This is a genomic window from Pantoea sp. EABMAA-21, from assembly GCF_030053335.1.
In the GTDB taxonomy this organism is placed as follows: Bacteria; Pseudomonadota; Gammaproteobacteria; order Enterobacterales; family Enterobacteriaceae; genus Pantoea; species Pantoea communis.
In genome coordinates, this window is sequence record NZ_JASGBX010000015.1 from 97,608 (window position 1) to 118,329 (window position 20,722).

15 protein-coding genes and 1 riboswitch are annotated in these 20,722 nt (G+C 54.0%); of the genes, 11 read left to right on the forward strand and 4 right to left on the reverse strand.

Annotation, left to right across the window (positions count from 1 at the left end):
• Together QMZ65_RS19935 and metF are read left to right on the forward strand one after the other, a co-directional pair.
• Complete coding sequence (locus QMZ65_RS19935) at positions 1-2,433, forward strand: bifunctional aspartate kinase/homoserine dehydrogenase II (RefSeq protein ID WP_058960107.1); 2,433 nt, start codon at positions 1-3, stop codon at positions 2,431-2,433.
• A 216-nt stretch (positions 2,434-2,649) separates the two neighbouring features.
• Positions 2,650-3,546: a methylenetetrahydrofolate reductase gene (metF, locus tag QMZ65_RS19940; RefSeq protein WP_097119678.1), complete on the forward strand. Its 897-nt coding sequence runs from the start codon at positions 2,650-2,652 to the stop codon at positions 3,544-3,546.
• A 231-nt stretch (positions 3,547-3,777) separates the two neighbouring features.
• Here metF and ppc read toward each other — a convergent pair whose 3' ends face one another.
• Positions 3,778-6,429 carry a phosphoenolpyruvate carboxylase gene (ppc, locus tag QMZ65_RS19945; RefSeq protein ID WP_045815697.1) on the reverse strand — a complete coding sequence of 884 codons (2,652 nt, stop codon included), beginning with the start codon at positions 6,427-6,429 and terminating at the stop codon, positions 3,778-3,780.
• Between the two features lie 246 nt (positions 6,430-6,675).
• Positions 6,676-7,824 carry an acetylornithine deacetylase gene (gene argE, locus QMZ65_RS19950; RefSeq protein ID WP_283216546.1) on the reverse strand — a complete coding sequence of 383 codons (1,149 nt, stop codon included), beginning with the start codon at positions 7,822-7,824 and terminating at the stop codon, positions 6,676-6,678.
• A gap of 169 nt (positions 7,825-7,993) precedes the next feature.
• On the opposite strand from argE, the gene argC reads away from it, so the two are divergent.
• The 5 genes from argC to oxyR all read left to right on the forward strand — a co-directional run bounded on the left by argC (position 7,994) and on the right by oxyR (position 13,651).
• Positions 7,994-8,998: an N-acetyl-gamma-glutamyl-phosphate reductase gene (gene argC, locus QMZ65_RS19955; protein ID WP_211729406.1), complete on the forward strand. Its 1,005-nt coding sequence runs from the start codon at positions 7,994-7,996 to the stop codon at positions 8,996-8,998.
• Between the two features lie 15 nt (positions 8,999-9,013).
• Complete coding sequence (gene argB, locus QMZ65_RS19960) at positions 9,014-9,787, forward strand: acetylglutamate kinase (RefSeq protein ID WP_058960105.1); 774 nt, start codon at positions 9,014-9,016, stop codon at positions 9,785-9,787.
• A 15-nt stretch (positions 9,788-9,802) separates the two neighbouring features.
• Positions 9,803-11,020, forward strand: a complete 1,218-nt coding sequence (locus tag QMZ65_RS19965; RefSeq protein WP_038644110.1) for an argininosuccinate synthase — start codon at positions 9,803-9,805, stop codon at positions 11,018-11,020.
• 76 nt (positions 11,021-11,096) lie between these two features.
• Positions 11,097-12,470, forward strand: a complete 1,374-nt coding sequence (argH, locus tag QMZ65_RS19970) for an argininosuccinate lyase (RefSeq protein WP_097119679.1) — start codon at positions 11,097-11,099, stop codon at positions 12,468-12,470.
• Positions 12,471-12,733: 263 nt separating this feature from the next.
• Positions 12,734-13,651 (forward strand): DNA-binding transcriptional regulator OxyR, encoded by a 918-nt coding sequence (gene oxyR, locus QMZ65_RS19975; RefSeq protein WP_283216547.1) that lies wholly within the window; start codon positions 12,734-12,736, stop codon positions 13,649-13,651.
• On the opposite strand, the gene sthA is transcribed toward oxyR, so the two are convergent.
• Positions 13,634-15,034: a Si-specific NAD(P)(+) transhydrogenase gene (gene sthA / locus QMZ65_RS19980; RefSeq protein ID WP_021506825.1), complete on the reverse strand. Its 1,401-nt coding sequence runs from the start codon at positions 15,032-15,034 to the stop codon at positions 13,634-13,636. The two genes, oxyR and sthA, sit on opposite strands and share 18 nt — an antisense overlap.
• Before the next feature lie 194 nt (positions 15,035-15,228).
• Between sthA and fabR the strand changes: the two genes are divergently transcribed.
• Positions 15,229-15,873: an HTH-type transcriptional repressor FabR gene (gene fabR, locus QMZ65_RS19985; RefSeq protein ID WP_034823706.1), complete on the forward strand. Its 645-nt coding sequence runs from the start codon at positions 15,229-15,231 to the stop codon at positions 15,871-15,873.
• A gap of 18 nt (positions 15,874-15,891) precedes the next feature.
• On the forward strand, positions 15,892-16,248 hold the full coding sequence (locus tag QMZ65_RS19990; protein ID WP_097119681.1) for a YijD family membrane protein: 357 nt from the start codon (positions 15,892-15,894) through the stop codon (positions 16,246-16,248).
• Positions 16,249-16,284: 36 nt separating this feature from the next.
• On the opposite strand, the gene trmA is transcribed toward QMZ65_RS19990, so the two are convergent.
• Positions 16,285-17,388: a tRNA (uridine(54)-C5)-methyltransferase TrmA gene (gene trmA / locus QMZ65_RS19995; protein WP_283216548.1), complete on the reverse strand. Its 1,104-nt coding sequence runs from the start codon at positions 17,386-17,388 to the stop codon at positions 16,285-16,287.
• Positions 17,389-17,500: 112 nt separating this feature from the next.
• Positions 17,501-17,680, forward strand: a riboswitch (cobalamin riboswitch).
• Positions 17,681-17,750: 70 nt separating this feature from the next.
• Between trmA and btuB the strand changes: the two genes are divergently transcribed.
• Entirely contained in the window at positions 17,751-19,622 is a 1,872-nt protein-coding gene (btuB, locus tag QMZ65_RS20000) for a TonB-dependent vitamin B12 receptor BtuB (protein WP_097119683.1), read from the forward strand.
• Positions 19,567-20,418: a glutamate racemase gene (gene murI, locus QMZ65_RS20005; RefSeq protein WP_097119684.1), complete on the forward strand. Its 852-nt coding sequence runs from the start codon at positions 19,567-19,569 to the stop codon at positions 20,416-20,418. The genes btuB and murI overlap by 56 nt, the downstream gene beginning before the upstream one ends.
• The last annotated feature ends 304 nt before the right edge of the window (positions 20,419-20,722 follow it).

Sequence of the window (20,722 nt, forward strand, 5' to 3'; positions counted from 1 at the left end):
ATGACAAGTTCAGCAGGCGCGGGAACGCCGAACAAGCAGTTGCATAAATTTGGTGGCAGTAGCCTGGCGGATGCACGTTGTTATCAACGTGTCGCCAGCATCATGGCGGATTACAGCCAGCCGGGCGATTTAATGGTGGTCTCTGCCGCAGGCAGCACCACCAACCAGCTGATTAGCTGGCTTAAACTGAGCCAGAGCGATCGCTTATCTGCCCATCAGGTGCAACAAGCTTTACGCCGTTTTCACAGCGAACTGATCGCTGCGCTGTTGCCTGTTGAATTTGCTGAAACGCTGACCGCTGCCTTTATTCGCGATTTAGAACGTCTGGCGGCACTGCTTGACGGCGCTATCACCGATGCGGTGTATGCCGAAGTGGTGGGGCACGGTGAAATCTGGTCGGCACGCTTGATGGCGGCAGTGCTGAGCCAGCGTGATATCGAGTCTGCATGGCTGGACGCGCGTGACTTTCTGCGTGCCGAACGTGCTGCGCAGCCACAGGTCGATGAAGGCAAGTCCTGGCCATTGCTACAGGCGCTGCTGGCTCAGCATCCTCATAAGCGTTTGGTAGTAACCGGCTTTATCAGCCGTAGCGATGCCGGTGAAACGGTGTTACTGGGTCGCAATGGTTCGGACTACTCAGCCACGCAGATCGGTGCGCTGGCAGGCGTAAACCGTGTCACCATCTGGAGCGATGTGGCCGGTGTCTATAGCGCCGATCCGCGTAAAGTGTCCGACGCCTGTTTGCTGCCTTTACTGCGCTTAGATGAGGCCAGCGAACTGGCGCGTCTGGCCGCACCGGTATTGCATACACGTACGCTGCAGCCCGTGTCGAATAGCGATATCGATCTGCAGTTGCGTTGCAGCTATCAACCTGAGCAGGGCTCAACGCGCATTGAGCGCGTACTGGCTTCTGGTACCGGCGCGCGTATTGTCACCAGCCACGACGATGTGTGCCTGGTAGAGATTCACATCCCAGAAAACCACGATTTCAAAACGCAGCAGAAAGAGATCGATCTGCTGCTGAAGCGTGCGCAACTGCGTCCGCTGGCGATGGGTGTCCATCCCGATCGCCGTTTGCTGCAACTCTGCTACACCTCCGAAGTGGTGAACAGCGCATTCAATTTGTTGCAGGACGCTGCGCTGCCGGGTCATCTGCAACTGCGCGATGGCTTAGCGTTGGTGGCGTTGGTCGGCGCAGGCGTGACGCGTAACCCGCTCCATAGCCATCGTTTCTGGCAACAGATCAAAGACCAGCCGGTTGAGTTTGTCTGGCAGTCAGAAGATCACATCAGTATTGTTGCCGTACTGCGCGTAGGACCGACGCAGCACCTGATTCAGGGGCTGCACCAGTCATTGTTCCGCGCGGAAAAGCGCATCGGTCTGATGCTGTTTGGTAAAGGCAATATCGGCTCACGCTGGCTGGAGTTGTTTGCCCGCGAGCAGGAAGGCTTATCGGCGCGTACCGGCTTTGAGTATGTGCTGGCAGGCGTGGCGGATAGCAGTCGTAGTTTGCTGAGCTACGAAGGTCTGGAAGCCAGCCGTGCGCTCGCCTTTTTTGATGACGAAGCCGAAGAACGCGATGAAGAGTCGCTGTTCCTGTGGATGCGCGCCCATCCGTTCGATGATTTAGTGGTGCTGGACGTCACCGCCAGCGCACCGCTGGCACAGCAATATCTTGATTTTGCCAGCCACGGTTTCCATGTCATTAGCGCGAACAAAGTCGCAGGCGCATCCAGCAGCCAGAGTTGGCGGCAGATTCGTGATGCGTTCGCCAAAACCGGTCGTCACTGGCTATATAACGCCACGGTAGGCGCAGGATTACCGGTGAACCATACGGTGCGCGATCTGCGCGAAAGCGGCGACAGCATTCTGGCCATCAGTGGTATTTTCTCCGGCACGCTGTCCTGGCTGTTCCTGCAATTTGATGGCACCGTGCCGTTCAGTGAGCTGGTGGATCAGGCCTGGCAGCAAGGTCTCACCGAACCCGATCCGCGCGTAGATCTGTCGGGGCAGGATGTGATGCGCAAGCTGGTCATCCTGGCGCGTGAAGCCGGTTATGACATCGAGCCGGATCAGGTGCGTGTTGAATCGCTGGTGCCGTCGGATTGCGAAGAAGAATCGATTGACCACTTCTTCGAGAATGCCGACGAGTTGAATGACCAAATGCTGCAACGCTTTGAAGCGGCGCAGGAGATGGGCCTGGTGCTGCGCTATGTGGCACGTTTCGATGCCAACGGAAAGGCCCGTGTGGGGGTGGAAGCGGTGCGTCCGGAACACCCGCTGGCTTCACTGCTGCCGTGCGATAACGTGTTTGCTATCGAAAGCCGCTGGTATCGTGATAATCCGCTGGTGATCCGCGGGCCGGGCGCCGGCCGTGATGTGACAGCCGGTGCGTTACAATCGGATATCAATCGTCTCGCACAACTGCTGTAGTCTGCCTTGCAACGCAGACGGTGCCCGCCGTCTGCGCTTTTCACCCTCTTCGCGAACATGAAACTCTTTCAACTTGATTGAATATTTGTCACGCCTGTACATTAATTTTAAGTTGACGCTAACGCGCTAATGGTTCATTTTGTACATCTGGACGTCTAAACGTATAGATGTTCGCAGGCCGCAAGTTAATCGATATGTGACGACGAGGTAATCTGGATGAGTTTCTTTCACGCCAATCAGCGCGAAGCGTTGAACCAAAGCCTGGCTGAGCTGAACGGGCAAATTAATGTCTCTTTTGAATTTTTCCCGCCTCGCACCAGTGAAATGGAAGAAACCTTGTGGAGTTCGATTGATCGACTGAGCATCCTGAAACCGAAATTCCTCTCTGTCACCTACGGTGCGAACTCTGGCGAACGCGACCGTACACACAGCATCATCAAAGGCATTAAAGAGCGCACCGGCCTGGAAGCGGCTCCTCATTTGACCTGCATTGATGCCACGCGTGATGAGTTACGCACCATCGCGCGCGATTACTGGGATAACGGTATCCGTCACATCGTGGCTCTGCGCGGCGATTTGCCTCCGGGTAGCGGCAAGCCTGAGATGTACGGCGCTGATTTGGTTGAATTGCTTAAAGAAGTGGGCGATTTTGATATCTCCGTAGCCGCTTATCCGGAAGTGCATCCTGAAGCGAAAAGTGCGCAAGCGGATTTGATCAACCTGAAGCGTAAAGTCGATAACGGTGCCAACCGCGCCATCACGCAGTTCTTCTTTGATGTTGAGAGTTACCTGCGCTTCCGCGATCGCTGTGTTGCGGCAGGCATTGATGTCGAAATCGTGCCGGGCATTTTGCCGGTATCTAACTTCAAACAGCTGCAGCGCTTTGCCACCATGACTAACGTGCGCGTGCCGGGCTGGATGAATGCGATGTTTGCCGGACTGGATGACGATCCAGAAACCCGCAAAATGGTCGGCGCCAATATCGCCATGGACATGGTGAAAATCCTGTCACGCGAAGGGGTGAAGGATTTCCACTTCTACACGCTGAACCGCGCAGAATTGAGTTACGCCATCTGTCACACGCTGGGTGTGCGTCCGACCTTAACGAACTGATTTTATTAAATAGAATTATGAGGGGGCCAATGTGCCCTCTTTTCATTGGCACCATGTTACCCAGCGGGAAGAGGCGGCAAATGGAGTAAAGCGTTGGGCGCCAGGGATGGCGCACGCCGAGCGATCAGGGACGAGATAGCGGCTTTACGTAATTGCCGCCTCTTCCCGCGACGCGCAACACCCATTAAAAAAGGGGCACATTGGCCCCTTCGTGATTAGCGTTTTACGCCACTAGCCCGTATTACGCATACCCGCTGCTACACCCGCAATCGTCACCATCAACGCTTGTTCAACACGCGCATCCGGCTCGTCACCACGCTCTTCCTGCGCACGTGCACGATGCAGCAGTTCAGCCTGCAACACGTTGAGCGGATCGGTGTAAACGTTACGCAGCGCGATAGACTCGGCGATCCATGGCTGGTCAGCCATCAAATGCGCATCGTTGGCGATGGTCAACACGGCTTTGATATCCGCAGCCAGCTGATCGCGCAACTGCAGACCCAGCGGCCACAGTGATTTATCAACCAGACGCTGATCGTAATACTCCGCCAGCCACAGGTCAGCTTTCGAGAACACCATCTCCAGCATGCCCAGACGGGTGGCGAAGAACGGCCATTGGCTACACATCGCTTCCAGCTGGTCCTGATGCCCTTCGTCCATCGCCTTCTGCAGCGCCGCACCGGCACCGAGCCAGGCTGGCAGCATCAAGCGGTTCTGCGTCCAGGCGAAGATCCACGGAATCGCACGCAGTGATTCCACGCCGCCGGTAGGACGACGCTTCGCCGGACGTGAACCGAGTGGCAGTTTACCCAGCTCTTGCTCTGGCGTGGCCGAACGGAAATACGGTACGAAGTCCGGGTTTTCACGCACATAGCCGCGATACATGGCGCAGGAATGGGCTGACAAACCGTTCATGATCTCTTTCCACTCGCGCTTAGGCTCGGGCGGTGGCATCAGGTTGGCTTCCAGAATCGCACCGGTATACAGCGACAGGCTGGCGATGGTGACTTCTGGCAAACCATATTTGAAGCGAATCATCTCGCCTTGTTCGGTCACGCGCAGGCCGCCTTTCAGGCTGCCCGGCGGTTGCGACAGCAGTGCTGCGTGTGCCGGTGCGCCGCCACGGCCGATGGAACCGCCGCGTCCGTGGAACAGCGTCAGCGTGATGCCGGCTTTATCACAGGTCTTGATCAACGCATCCTGTGCTTCGTACTGCGCCCAGCTGGCGGCCATCACGCCGGCATCTTTCGCCGAATCGGAATAACCAATCATCACCATCTGTTTGCCGTTGATGAAACCGCGATACCAATCGATATTCAGCAACTGCGTCATGACGTCATTGGCGTTGTTCAAATCGTCGAGGGTTTCGAACAGTGGCGCTACCGGCATCGCGTAAGGAATACCGGCTTCTTTTAACAGCAAGTGCACCGCCAGCACGTCCGATGGCGTTTTCGCCATCGAAATCACGTAGGAGGCGATGGAACCCTGCGGCGCTTCAGCCACCACTTTACAGGTGTCCAGCACTTCACGGGTGTTGTCGCCCGGCTCCCATTGATGCGGCAGCAGCGGACGTTTGGAATTCAGTTCGCGGATCAGGAACGCCTGTTTGTCGGCTTCTGACCAGCTTTCGTAGTCACCCAGTCCCAGATAGCGCGTCACTTCGGCAATCGCTTCGGTGTGACGGGTGCTCTCCTGACGGATATCGATGCGCACCAACGGCACGCCGAAACACTTCACGCGACGCAGCGTATCCAGCAACTGACCGTTGGCGATGATGCCCATGCCGCACTGTTGCAGAGATTGATAGATGGCGAACAGCGGTTGCCACAGTTGATCGTTCGAGACCAGTAGATCGGCAGGGCGCGGCAGGCGCTCGCCTTTCAAACGACGGCCTAAATAAGCTTGCGTGGTCATCAGCTGGCCACGGATGCGCTTCAGAATCATGCGGTACGGTTCCAGCGCTTCTGGATCGCCGCACAACTCGCGTACTTCATCGCTGCATTCGGACATCGACAGTTCAGAAATCAGCACGCCCACGTCGCGCAGGAACAGATCGGCGGCTTTCCAGCGGCTCAACTGCATCGCATGGCGTGTGATAGGTGCGGTGACGTTCGGGTTACCGTCGCGATCGCCGCCCATCCACGAGGTGAATTTAATCGGCACGAAATCGACGGGCAACTTAATACCAAAGGTCTCTTCAACCTGCTCGTTCAGCTCGCGCAGGAATGCCGGTACGCCTTGCCACAGGCTATTTTCGACCACGGCAAAGCCCCATTTGGCTTCATCAATCGGTGTTGGACGATACTTACGGATTTCATCGGTATGCCAGGCTTGTGCGACCAACTGACGCAGGCGACGCATGACTTGCGTGCGCTCGTAATCGGAGAGATCGCTGTGGTCGAGTTGCTGCAGGCAGCTATTCACTTCGCCCAGCATGTGGATCAGCGTACGTCGGGTGATCTCCGTTGGGTGAGCGGTCAGCACCAGCTCCAGCGACAGTTCTTCGATCGCCTGGCGAATCGAACTTTCGCTGATGTCGTTTTGCTGCTTCAGACGCTCAAAGGTCTTCTTCAGGATTTCCGGATTATTCGCGCCATCGCCGCTGCGGGAGATGGTCTGATACTGCTCTGCCACGTTGGTCAGGTTGAGGAACTGGCTAAACGCGCGTGCAACAGGTAGTAACTCGTCATTAGACAGGTTTTGCAGCGTGTTCAGCAGTTCCTTACGATCGGTGTCATTGCCTGCGCGGGAGGACTTAGAGAGTTTGCGGATGGTTTCCACCCGATCGAGGATGTTCTCTCCCAGTGCATCCTTTATCGTATCCCCGAGCAGTTTGCCGAGCATACTGACATTACTTCGCATTGCGGAATATTGTTCGTTCATTTGACCCTGACACCCTTATCGTCTTGAAAGTACCCTTACACCCAACGGGCATAACATCGTCTTTTATCTAGCCACGGTTCTTCCTGTTCGTCAATTGACTTAAATTGACGATAATTCGCTGCTAACTACCGGAAATTCATAGAATTAACTTGGGAGGAAGCGAGATAAGTTATTCTTATTATCAAATCCCGAACAATGACCGGGCAATTTACTGTTTTAACAGTGAATTGCCCCATTTATTGTTAATCAGTGACAAAAATGCTGAACAACCTGCGTGATAAGCGCATGAGTTGGCTTAATAAATGCGGTATCGATAAATTCATCTGGCTGGTGCGCCTGATTGATCGATCCTGGACCTAAAACCAGCGTTGGACACAATTGCTGGATAAAAGGCGCTTCGGTGCAATAGTTCACCACTTCAGTCGGCACGCCCAGCAGTTTCTCTACCACTTTCACCAGCTCATGATCGGCCGGACATTCGTAGCCAGGAATCGGCGGGTGCAGTTCACTTACCGTTAAACGCCCCGGCCAGCGTTCGCTTACTGGCGCCAAGGCTTCATTCAGCAAGCCATCCAAATCGCTCAGAGTTAAGCCCGGCAGCGGACGAATATCCATGTGCAATTCGCAGCAGGCGCAGATACGGTTCGCGGCATCGCCACCGTGAATGTGACCAAAGTTCATGGTCGGGTAAGGAATCGCAAATCCATCGTGGTTATAGCGATTTTTCAGGGTATTGCGCAGTTGCATCAGCTGGGTAATGGATTCATGCATCAGCTCAATGGCGTTCACACCGCGTGAAGGATCGCTGGAGTGGCCTGACTGACCCTGAATACGAATCACGTTCGACAGATGACCTTTGTGCGCGCGCACCGGCTTCAGTGAGGTCGGCTCACCAATGATGGCGCAATCTGGACGCAACTGGGTGGATTCGGAAAAGTACTTCGCACCGGCCATGGTGGTCTCTTCATCGGCGGTGGCGAGGATGTACAGTGGCTTGCTCAGTTTGGTCACGTCAACGTCACGCAGCGCATCCAGAATAAAAGCAAAGAAGCCTTTCATATCCGCCGTACCTAAACCGTATAGCTTGTTGTCGTGCTCGGTCAGGGTGAAAGGATCGCGCGTCCAGCGGCCATCATCATACGGAACGGTATCGGTATGGCCTGCCAGCAGCAGGCCGCCAGCACCCAAACCGCTGCGTGCCAGCATATTGAATTTATGACGCGTACCCGGGACTGGCTGGACTTCAACACTGAAGCCTAAATCGCGGAACCAGCCCGCCAGCAAATTGATTAAAGTTTCATTGCTCTGATCCAGCGCGCTGTCAGTGGCGCTGATCGATGGTGTGGCAATCAGCTGGCGGTAGAGTTCGATAAAAGGTGGTAATTTTGTCTTCACTGTTGACGGTCCTTGGGTTAGGATGTATCAATATTCATGCATTAATAGTGAATAAAAATACAATAACGTCGTTTGCAAGTGAAGCGTAAAATCATCTGCAAACGGCATCGTGGGCAACGGGGCAAAGCCGCGACCCGGAATGAGTGACTGTAAAAAGGGTTACAGCCTGATGTTGAATACGCTGATCGTTGGTGCCAGTGGTTATGCTGGCGTAGAGCTTGCCACTTACCTGAATCGCCATCCGCATATGAACATAACCGCTTTGGCGGTTTCAGCGCAAAGCCCGGACGCCGGAAAATTACTCTCCGATCTGCATCCGCAGCTGAAAGGCATTGTCGATTTGCCGCTGCAGCCGCTGAGTGAGGCTTCCGAGTGGGCAGACAAAGTCGATGTGGTGTTCCTCGCGACCGCGCATGAAGTCAGCCACGATCTGGCACCCGAATTCCTCAAAGCAGGCTGTGTGGTGTTTGACCTTTCCGGTGCGTTCCGTGTCAACGACGATGCTTTCTATACTCAATATTATGGTTTCAGCCATCAACATCAGGATTGGCTGGATAAAGCCGTTTACGGCCTGGCCGAATGGCAGCATGACAAAATCAAAGATGCACAGTTGGTTGCTGTGCCGGGTTGCTATCCAACGGCTGCACAATTGTCATTGAAGCCGCTGGTCGAAGCCGGTTTGCTTAACGATGCACAATGGCCGGTGATCAATGCCACCAGTGGTGTGAGCGGCGCAGGGCGTAAAGCCAACGTCGGCACCAGCTTCTGTGAAGTGAGCCTGCAGCCGTATGGCTTGTTCAATCATCGTCATCATCCTGAAATCGTGGCGCATCTCGGTACGCCTGTGATTTTCACCCCACATCTGGGTAGCTTCCCGCGCGGTATTCTTTCGACCACCACCTGCCGCCTGAAAGCGGGCGTGACGCAGCAAGACGTGGCAGATGCCTTCCACAAGGCTTACCACGACAAACCGCTGGTGCGTGTGTATGACAAAGGTGTCCCGGCATTGAAAGCCGTGGTCGGCTTGCCGTTCTGCGATATTGGCTTTGCCATGCAGGGCGAGCACCTGATTGTGGTGGCGGCCGAAGATAACCTGCTGAAAGGTGCCTCTTCGCAGGCGGTTCAGTGTTTGAATATTCGTTTCGGCTTCCCCGAAACGCTGTCACTGATTTAACGGACGGAAACTGCAATGAATCCATTAATCATTAAACTGGGTGGCGTGCTGCTGGATAGCGAAGAAGCGCTGGCCCGACTGTTTGATGCGCTGCTGGCTTACCGCAATGAACATCAGCGTCCGCTGATCATTGTGCACGGCGGCGGCTGCCTGGTGGACGAGCTGATGAAGAAGCTCGCTCTGCCAGTGAAAAAGAAGAACGGTTTGCGCGTGACGCCAGCCGATCAGATTGACATTATTACTGGTGCCCTGGCGGGTACAGCGAACAAGACCTTGCTGGCCTGGGCGAAGAAGTACGGCATTGGTGCTGTGGGCTTATGCCTCGGTGATGCGGGCCTGGTAAACGTGGCGCAGTTCGACGAGGAACTTGGCCATGTGGGCAATGCGACGCCGGGTAATCCAGCGCTGGTGAATACCTTACTGAGCGCGGGCTATATGCCGGTGATCAGCTCCATCGGTATTACTGACGGCGGCGATCTGATGAACGTCAACGCTGACCAGGCAGCGACCGCGCTGGCAGCGACCATTGGTGCTGATTTAGTCCTGCTTTCAGATGTCAGCGGTATTCTCGATGGCAAAGGTCAACGTATCGAAGAGATGACGGCCGATAAAGCACAGCAGCTGATCGATCAGGGCATTATTACTGATGGCATGATCGTTAAAGTGAACGCGGCACTCGATGCCGCACGTACTTTAGGTCGTCCGGTTGATATCGCCAGCTGGCGCCATGCTGAACAGCTGCCAACCCTTTTCAACGGCGTGTCGATTGGCACCCGGATTCTCGCATAATCAAGGATTTAAGACATGAGCACGCAAAACATCAAAAAAATCGTTCTGGCCTATTCTGGCGGTCTGGATACTTCGGCCATCATTCCATGGTTGAAAGAGAATTACGGCGGTTGTGAAGTGGTGGCATTCGTGGCCAACATTGGCCAGGACCCAGCCGATCTGGAAGGCGTTGAGAAGAAGGCGCTGCAGTCTGGTGCATCTGAGTGTCACGTTGCTGACCTGCGTGAAGAGTTCATCAGCGAATACGTGTATCCCGTGCTGCAAACCGGTGCTTTGTACGAAGGCACTTACCTGCTGGGCACCTCAATGGCACGTCCAATCATCGCCAAAGCGCAGGTTGAGCTGGCGCTGAAAGTCGGTGCAGACGCGCTGTGCCACGGTGCGACCGGTAAAGGCAACGATCAGGTGCGTTTTGAAACCACCTACACCGCACTGGCGCCACAGCTGAAAGTGGTTGCGCCATGGCGTGAGTGGGATCTGCGTTCACGTGAAGCGCTGCTGGATTACCTGAAAGTGCGTAACATCCCAACGACGGCATCACTGGAAAAAATCTACAGCCGTGATGAGAACGCGTGGCACATCTCTACTGAAGGTGGCGTGCTGGAAAGCCCAGCGAATGCACCGAACAAAGATTGCTGGGTGTGGACCGTTGATCCACTGGAAGCGCCAGATCAGCCAGAGAACGTCACTGTGACCGTTGAGAAAGGTCGTGTCGTTGCGGTAAACGGCGAGAAGCTGAGCCCGTTCCAGTGCCTGGAGAAACTGAACGTGCTGGGCGCGAAACACGGCGTGGGTCGTATCGACATCGTGGAAAACCGTCTGGTCGGTATCAAATCTCGCGGCTGCTATGAAACCCCTGGCGGCACCATTATGGTCAACGCACTGCGTGCGGTTGAGCAGCTGGTACTGGATCGTGACAGCTTCAAATGGCGTGAGCAGCTGGGCCACGAAATGTCATATGTAGTTTACGACGGTCGCTGGTTTGCGCCGCTGCGTAAATCTATCCAGGCTGCTGCCGAGTCCCTGGCAGAAGAGGTGAATGGCGAAGTGGTACTGCAGCTGTATAAAGGCCACGCCACTGCGATTCAGAAAACCTCGGCGAACAGCCTGTACTCGGAAGAGTTCGCGACCTTCGGCGAAGACGAAGTTTACGACCACAGCCACGCGGGCGGCTTCATCCGTCTGTTCTCTCTCTCTTCACGCATTCGTGCACTGAACGAGCAGAAGAAGTAATACCGCGGCAGATAACACATTTTGCAAGGGCGGCTTCGGGCCGCCCTTTCTATAACAGCATTCAGGAGTTAAGCAGATGGCACTTTGGGGCGGACGTTTTTCGCAGGCAGCAGACCAACGGTTTAAACAGTTCAACGATTCACTGCGTTTTGACTATCGTCTGGCGGAGCAGGACATCACCGGTTCGGTAGCGTGGTCTAAAGCGCTGGTTACCGTGAATGTGCTGAGCAGCGATGAGCAGCAGCAACTGGAAGCCGCATTGAATGAACTGCTGGCAGAAGTGCACGCCAATCCAGAGCAGATTCTGCAAAGCGATGCCGAAGATATCCATAGCTGGGTAGAAGGCAAGCTGATCGACAAAGTCGGCGCACTGGGCAAAAAACTGCACACTGGCCGTAGCCGTAACGATCAGGTCGCTACCGATCTGAAACTGTGGTGCAAAGAGCAGGTCGCGGTGTTGCTGGACGCCACGCGCGAACTGCAATCTGCCCTCGTTGCCACCGCTGAAGCTAATCAGGACGCGGTGATGCCAGGCTATACGCACCTGCAGCGTGCGCAGCCAGTGACCTTTGCGCACTGGTGCCTCGCCTATGTAGAAATGCTGGCGCGTGATGAAAGCCGTCTGCAGGATACGCTGAAGCGCTTAGACGTGAGCCCGCTGGGCTGTGGCGCACTGGCCGGCACCGCATATGAAATCGATCGCCAGCAGCTGGCCGGCTGGTTAGGCTTCGCGTCTGCTACTCGCAACAGTCTCGATACCGTGTCTGATCGTGACCACGTGCTGGAGCTGCTGTCGGATGCCTCAATCGGCATGATTCACCTTTCACGTTTCGCAGAAGACCTGATTTTCTTCAACACTGGCGAAGCGGGCTTCCTTGAACTGTCTGACAAAGTAACGTCGGGTTCTTCATTGATGCCACAGAAGAAAAACCCGGATGCACTGGAGCTGATTCGCGGCAAATGTGGCCGTGTACAAGGCGCACTGACCGGCATGATGATGACACTGAAAGGCTTGCCGCTCGCCTACAACAAAGACATGCAGGAAGACAAAGAAGGCCTGTTCGATGCGCTCGATACCTGGGTTGATTGTCTGCATATGTCAGTACTGGTGCTGGACGGCATTCAGGTGAAACGTCCACGTTGTCAGGAAGCGGCCGAGCAGGGTTACGCCAACTCCACCGAACTGGCGGATTATCTGGTGGCCAAAGGTGTACCGTTCCGTGAAGCGCACCACATTGTTGGTGAAACCGTGGTTGAAGCGATCAAGCAGGGCGTGGCGCTGGAAGCATTAAGCCTGGCGCAATTGAAGCAGTTCAGTGCGGTGATTGAGGATGACGTTTATCCGATCCTGTCGCTGCAATCCTGCCTCGACAAGCGTAATGCACAGGGCGGGGTGTCGCCTCAGCAAGTCGCATTTGCCATCGCTGAAGCGAAAAAGCGTTTAGGCTAAAAAAGAGCGGGCTCCTTTTCGGTAGCCCGCCAACCTCTAGCTTCAGAAATACATATTGTTATAGGCACATCATCAAGGGCTGGCACTCCCGGCCAACACTTTGATTTTTACCGCTGATTGCAGGTGATGCTCGACGTCATCTCATCGTCTTTTTCAACATTGCTTGCTATGGCCGGTATTATTCCTGTTCATCGCTTGATAGGGCTAATCGTTCATTGCTATTCTATCTATCGCCACGGGCTATCGTGGTTTGGAGGAAATCAATGAACATTCGTGATCTGGAGTATCTGGTTTCGCTTGCGGAGCATCGCCATTTCCGGCGTGCAGCTGATGCGTGTCATGTCAGCCAACCTACCTTGAGCGGTCAAATTCGAAAGCTTGAAGATGAGCTCGGTGTGATGCTGCTGGAGCGTACCAGCCGTAAGGTGTTATTTACCCAGGCTGGACTGTTGCTGGTGGATCAGGCGCGAACTGTGCTGCGCGAAGTCAAAGTGCTGAAGGAGATGGCGAGCCAACAGGGCGAAGCGATGTCCGGACCGCTGCATATTGGTCTGATTCCAACCACTGGCCCGTATTTGCTGCCGCAGATCATTCCCATGCTGCATCAAACCTTCCCTAAACTCGAAATGTACCTGCACGAAGCGCAAACGCAGCAACTGCTGGCACAACTCGACAGTGGCAAACTGGATTGCGCGATTCTGGCGCTGGTGAAAGAGAGCGAAGCCTTTATTGAGGTGCCGCTGTTTGATGAGCCAATGAAGCTGGCGATTTACAAGGATCATCCATGGCACGATCGCGATCGTGTGCCGATGTCTGATCTGGCCGGCGAAAAGCTGCTGATGCTGGAAGATGGCCACTGCTTGCGCGATCAAGCCATGGGCTTCTGCTTTGAAGCCGGTGCGGATGAAGATACCCATTTCCGCGCAACCAGCCTGGAAACGCTACGCAACATGGTCGCGGCAGGAAGCGGCATTACTTTGCTGCCTTCGCTGGCGGTGCCGAATGAGCGAGTGCGTGATGGCGTGTGCTATCTGCCTTGCTATAAGCCGGTTCCGCAGCGCACGATTGCTTTGGTTTATCGCCCAGGATCACCTCTGCGCAGCCGCTATGAGCAGCTGGCAGAAGCAATCAAAGCCCACATGCAGGGTCATCTGGACACGTCGTTAAAACAGGCGGTTTAAGCCGTTGAGCGCCGCGACGCGATAGGCCTCGGCCATGGTCGGATAGTTGAAGGTGGTATTCACGAAGTACTCGATCGTGTTGCCGCCGTTCTTCTGCTCCATAATGGCTTGCCCGATGTGAATAATTTCTGCCGCACGTTCGCCAAAGCAGTGAATACCTAAAATCTCTTTGGTTTCACGATGGAACAGAATCTTCAGGCTACCCACGTGCATCCCCACAATCTGCGCACGCGCCAGATGTTTGAACTGCGCACGACCCACTTCGTAAGGCACTTTCATCGCAGTCAGCTGCTGTTCGGTTTTACCCACTGAGCTGATCTCCGGAATGGTATAAATCCCGGTGGGAATATCTTCGATCAAATGAGCAGTGGCTTCACCTTTAATGATCGCCTGTGCCGCAATTCGGCCCTGATCGTAGGCGGCTGAAGCCAGGCTCGGATAACCAATCACGTCGCCCACTGCATAGATGTGCGGCTGCGCAGTCTGGTACATGCTGTTCACTTTCAACAGGCCACGACCATCAGCTTCCAGCCCAACATTTTCCAGCGCCAGTGAATCGGTGTTACCGGTACGGCCGTTAGCGTACAGCAGGCAATCCGCTTTCACTTTCTTGCCCGACTTCAGGTGCATGATCACGCCGTCACTGACACCTTCAATCTTCTCGAACTCTTCGTTGTGACGAATCACCACGCCGCTGTTCCAGAAGTGATAGGAGAGCGAATCTGACATTTCCTGATCGAGGAATGCCAGCAAACGATCACGGGTGTTAATCAAATCCACCTTGACGTTCAGGCCACGGAAAATTGATGCGTATTCGCAACCAATCACACCGGCACCGTAGATGATCACATGGCCAGGTTCATGATGCAGATTGAGGATGGAGTCGGAGTCGTAAATGCGTGGGTGCGTAAAGTCGACGTCTGCAGGATGGTAAGGACGTGAACCGCACGCAATCACGAATTTTTCTGCGGTTAAGCGTTCGCGGGTGCCATCGGGCTGTTCAACTTCGATGGTGTTGGCATCAACAAAATGGGCATCGCCCTGATAAAGCTCACAACGGTTGCGCTCATAAAATCCCTGACGCATTGCCGTTTGCTGACTGATAACGTTTTCGGTGTGATTCAAAATGTCAGCAAATGAGGAGCGCAGGAGTCGGGTGTGATCGCTATAAAGAGGGTTTTGATTGAACTCGATAATACGGCTGACAGCGTGACGTAAAGCTTTGGAGGGGATGGTCCCCCAGTGAGTACAACCGCCGCCGATATTATGGTAGCGTTCGATCACTGCAATGCGCGCTCCCTGCTTCACCAGGCCCATTGCCGCACCTTCGCCGCCTGGACCTGAGCCAATCACAATGGCATCGTAATCGTAAGACTTTTGCATACCAGTACGTCCTATTTTTCTATCACATTTTTACAACGAGATTCTAACATCTCACCGCGCACTTCTGAATTCTAACAGCGAAAAATCCCCAGTTTTGACAAAGCGTGAGGTACACAGGCGGTCACAAACTTTGCGCCACTGTACGCTGAAAAGTTTGTTATAGTGCCTTCCAGATCACTTAAAAGGCCGGGAAAATGGGCGTCAGGGCGCAACAGAAAGAACGTACAAGACGTACGCTGATTGAAGCAGCCTTCAGTCAGTTAAGTGCAGAAAGGAGTTTTGCCAGCCTGAGTTTGCGTGAAGTTGCGCGTGAAGCCGGGATTGCACCTACCTCGTTTTATCGTCACTTTAAAGATGTGGATGAACTGGGTTTGACCATGGTCGACGAAAGCGGCCTGATGTTACGCCAGTTGATGCGCCAGGCACGCCAGCGCATTGCCAAGGGCGGCAGCATCATCAAGACCTCCGTTTCCACATTTATGGAATTTATCGGGAACAATCCCAACGCTTTTCGTCTCTTACTACGCGAGCGCTCCGGAACATCGGCCGCGTTTCGTGCCGCAGTTGCGCGAGAAATTCAGCACTTTATTGCTGAGCTCGCGGATTACCTTGAGCTGGAAAATCGGATGCCGCGCAGCTTTACCGAAGCGCAGGCCGAAGCCATGGTGACCATCGTGTTCAGCGCCGGTGCGGAAGCGCTGGATGTGGATATCGAACAGCGTCGCAAGCTGGAAGATCGCCTGGTGCTGCAATTGCGCATGATCGCCAAAGGCGCTTATTACTGGTATCGCCGGGAGCAGGAACGTCTGGCGGTGACCCTGGAAAAACCCGAAGAGTAATGTGATAAGGATAATGAAATGATTGAGCAAGACCCACGCGATAAAGGAACCCTGTTGTTGGCTTTTATCACCGGTTTAGCGATCAACGGCTCCTTTTCGGTGCTGTTCAGTACGTTTGTGCCTTTTTCGATATTCCCGCTGATCGCCCTTGGCCTCGCAGCCTGGTGTCTGCATCAGCGTTATCTTAACCGCAATATGCCCGATGGCATGCCTTCACTGGCCGCGGCGTTTTTCCTGTTGGGTATTCTGGTGTATAGCGCGCTGGTGCGTGCTGAATATCCGGATATCGGTTCCAACTTCATCCCGACCATTTTGATGGTGGCGCTGGTGTTCTGGATTGCCACTCGCTTCCGCCGCGCCAGGAACAAAAGCTAAATACAACAACGGGAACCGCAGGGTTCCCGTTTTGTTTTACGCTTTACGCGTGAGCCAGACGCCGCATTCCATATGATGGGTGTACGGGAACTGGTCGAACAACGCTAGCCGCGACACGTCATGCGTTTCACTCAGCGTGGCAAGATTGTCGCACAGGGTTTGCGGGTTGCAGGAGATATACAGGATGCGTGGATACGCCTGCACCATCTTCACGGTTTCCTCATCCAGGCCACTGCGTGGTGGATCGACAAAGATGGTCTCGCATTGATAGCTCTTCAGGTCGATACCTTCTAAGCGGTTGAAGCTGCGCACGCCATTCATCGCCTGCGTAAACTCTTCCGCCGCCATGCGAATGATCTGCACATTGTCGATATGGTTGGCGGCAATATTGTACTGCGCCGACGCCACCGAAGGTTTCGCGATCTCGGTTGCCAGTACGCGATGGAAGTTTCGCGCCAGCGCCAGTGAGAAGTTGCCGTTGCCGCAGTAAAGCTCCAGCAAATCACCACGTGAGCCCTCAGTGACATCCAGCGCCCATTCCAGCATCTGAATGTTCATCGCCGCATTAGGCTGGGTGAAGCTGTTCTCCACCTGACGATAAATCATCTCTTTGCCCGCTACGGGCAGGCATTCATCGACGTAATCGCGATCAAGGCAGATTTTGGTTTTGGTCGCACGGCCAATCAACTGCACATCGATGCCTTCAGCGCGCAGGGTGTCGCGCAGCGCGGTAGCGGCTTCCGTCCAGTCCGCTTCCAACTTACGGTGATACAACAGCGAAATCACAATCTGATTGCTCATCGTCGACAGGTAGTCGATTTGGAAAAGCTTGAAACGCAGCGCTTTGTTATCACGGATCGCATCGATCAATTTTGGCATCAACTGGTTGATCAACGCGCTGGCAGCAGGGAATTGATCCACACGGATGCGCTGCTTAGTCTCTTGATCAAAGATGATGTGGTACAGATCGTCGCCATCATGCCAGATACGGAATTCGGCGCGCATACGGTAGTGGCTGACCGGTGAGCGGAACACCTCCACGTCAGGCGCGGCAAAGGGCACCATCATCGCCTGTAAACGGCTGACTTTTTCCGCCAGTTGCGCGTCGTATTGTTCAATCGGGAGCTGTTCGGGTGTCATCTTTAATCCTGGTAATAAGCTAGCTTGCCGGGCGATTGTAGGCATTCACCTGCTGATGTCCAGTTCTGTGAGAAGATGATGGCTGGCAGTCTGGATTCCCGACCTTCTTAACCGTAGACTGCGACTGCCGGCCTCCTTGAGTTAAAAGGGAATCCAGTGTGAATCTGGAGCTGACGCGCAGCGGTAAAAGAATGTCATGGTGATCGATCATTAAACACTGTCCTGTGGGATGGGAAGTTTTTCACCATTTATGATTCTCAGCCCGAAGACCTGCCGGTGTGTCGTCGCAATCACTGCAACCATCGCGTGCTATCGGTTGCAGGCCTGCGGCATCCTGCTTCGTCTTTTGGATGCTTACAACAATGAATAAAAGCAAAACTACGCTGTGTGCCTTCAGTGCAACGGCGCTTTCACTCTGGGCTGCGTATGGCTACGCTCAGGATGATGATACGCAAATCGTTACCGCTAATCGTTTCGCTCAGCCGGTTTCATCGGTGCTGGCACCGACAACGGTAGTCACCCGTGAAGAGATCGATCGCTGGCAGGCGAAAAGCCTGACGGATGTGATGCGCCGTTTACCGGGCGTGGATATCGCGCAGAATGGTGGCCTTGGTCAATCCAGCTCGATGTTTATCCGTGGTACTAACTCCAGCCATGTGCTGATATTAATTGACGGCGTTCGCCTCAATCAGGCGGGTATTTCTGGTTCGTCTGATCTAAGCCAGATTCCGTTGTCACTGGTGCAGCGCATCGAATATATCCGTGGCGCGCGTTCAGCGGTTTATGGTTCGGATGCGATTGGTGGGGTGGTGAACATTATTACCGGCCGTGATAAAGCAGGTACCACGTTGACGGCGGGTGTCGGTTCCAATGGCTACCAAAGTTATGATGGTTCCACGCAGCAAATGCTGGGGGATGCCACCAAACTCACCATGGCGGGTAATTATACCTACACCAAGGGTTACGACGTGGTGGCCAACTTGCCTGACGTTTACGGCGATCCCGCGCAGAAAGACCGTGACGGCTTTATGAGCAAAACCTTGTATGGATCGTTGGAGCATCAATTTAACGATGAATTCAGCGGTTTCGTGCGTGGCTATGGTTTCGACAACCGAACGGCTTACGATGGTTACCCTACTTATGTAGAGCCGAACACCTTTGTCGATACTCGCCAGCTTTACAGCCAAACCTGGGATACCGGTCTGCGCTTCAATCAGGGTATCTACTCATCCCAATTAATCGCCAGCTACAGCCATACCAAAGATTACAACTACAGCCCGCAACTCGGTAAATACGATGCGACCGCCTCATTAAATGATGTGCAGCAGTACAACCTGCAGTGGGGTAACACTGTGCAGGTCGGACATGGTGCAATCAGCGGGGGCGTGGACTGGCAGAAACAGACTTCAGAACCGGGTACTAACTCCACTATTGAAGGTCAGGAACAACGTAATACTGGGATTTATGCTACTGCGCAGCAGCAATTTGGCAGCGTAACGCTGGAAGGGGCAGTACGTGGCGACGACAATGATGCGTTTGGCTGGCATAACACCTGGCAGAGCAGTGCCGCGTGGGAGTTTGTTGACGGCTACCGTGTTTTCGCTTCTTACGGTACGGCATTCAAATCGCCGAATTTAGGACAGCTTTACAGCCAGACGTATGGTAACCCGGATCTGAAGCCTGAAAAGAGCAAGCAGTGGGAAGGGGGCTTTGAGGGGCTGACGGGCCCGGTAAACTGGCGTGTATCCGGCTACCGCAATGATATCGACAATCTGATTGATAGCGACCCAAGCACTTACGTTTATTACAACATCGATAAAGCACGCATCAAAGGGGTGGAAGCCACAGCATCCTTCGATACTGGCCCGCTCAGCCATCAAATCTCATACGATTATGTTGATGCGCGTGATGCAGAGACTAATCAGCAGCTAGTACGCCGTGCTAAGCAGCAGGTGAAATACCAACTCGACTGGACAATCTACGATTTTGACTGGTCTGTGACCTATCACTATCTTGGCGATCGTTACGATAACGATTACAACCACTCTTACACGCCGCAGCGCGTGAAATTGGGCGGTGTGAGCTTGTGGGATCTCGCAGTCTCGTATCCGGTCACATCACAACTCACCGTTCGTGGTAGAATTGCCAACCTGTTCGATAAAGACTACGAGACAGTGTATGGCTATCCAACTCCAGGAACGGAGTATTACCTCAGCGCCAGCTACAGCTTCTGATCCGCGTCCCACCGTGCTGGTGTTTGACTCCGGCGTCGGTGGGCTCTCCGTCTATGATGAGGTCCGGCAGTTATTGCCGGATCTTCACTATTTATATGCCTTCGATAATGAAGGTTTCCCTTACGGTGAAAAAACCGAAGACTTTATTGTCGAGCGTGTGGTTGCTGTGGTTGAGGCGATTACAAAACGCTTCCCGCTGGCATTAGTCATCATTGCCTGTAACTCGGCCAGCACCGTTTCTTTACCAGCACTGCGTGAGCGATTCGAGTTTCCTGTTGTCGGTGTTGTGCCGGCGATTAAACCTGCTGCGCGTCTCACGCGTAATGGTGTCGTGGGATTACTGGCAACGCGCGGCACGGTAAAACGTCCTTATACTCATGAGCTGGTGGCGCAGTTTGCGCGCGAGTGCAAAATCGAAATGTTGGGTTCTGCTGAACTGGTAGAGCTGGCGGAAGCGAAACTGCATGGTGAAGGGGTGGAACTCTCTGATGTGCGCCATGCTGTGCAACCCTGGCTTCGCATGAAAGAGCCACCTGACACTGTCGTCCTGGGATGTACGCACTTTCCTCTATTGCGTGACGAGCTGCAAATGGTACTGCCTGAAGGCACGCGGTTAGTGGATTCCGGTGCAGCCATTGCACGCCGCACAGTATGGTTATTAGAACATGAAGCGCCGCACGCCGTTTCTTCTGGTCAAAATATGGCGTTCTGCACGCTTATGGATGAGGAGGCAGTGCAATTATCACCGGTTTTACGGCGTTATGGCTTTCCATTGCTGGAAAAACTGGCGATTTAGTGGGGTTTCGACGAAAAAAACAGCATTCAGAATTTAATTTGCATTTAGCGCTTGTCAGCCAAAAAGAAATCCCTATACTGCGCCTCCACTGACACGGAACAACGGCTTACGAAGCGAAGTGTTCAGGAGGTGGTCTTCAAGGCAACCTTCAGAAAAGCAAAAATAAATGCTTGACTGAGAATGCGGAAAGCGTAATATACGCATCCCGCGCCGCTTGAGAAATCGCGGCACCGCTCTTTAACAATTTATCAGACAATCTGTGTGGGCACTCGCAGGATTGATATCAGCGTCTCCGGACGTAAAA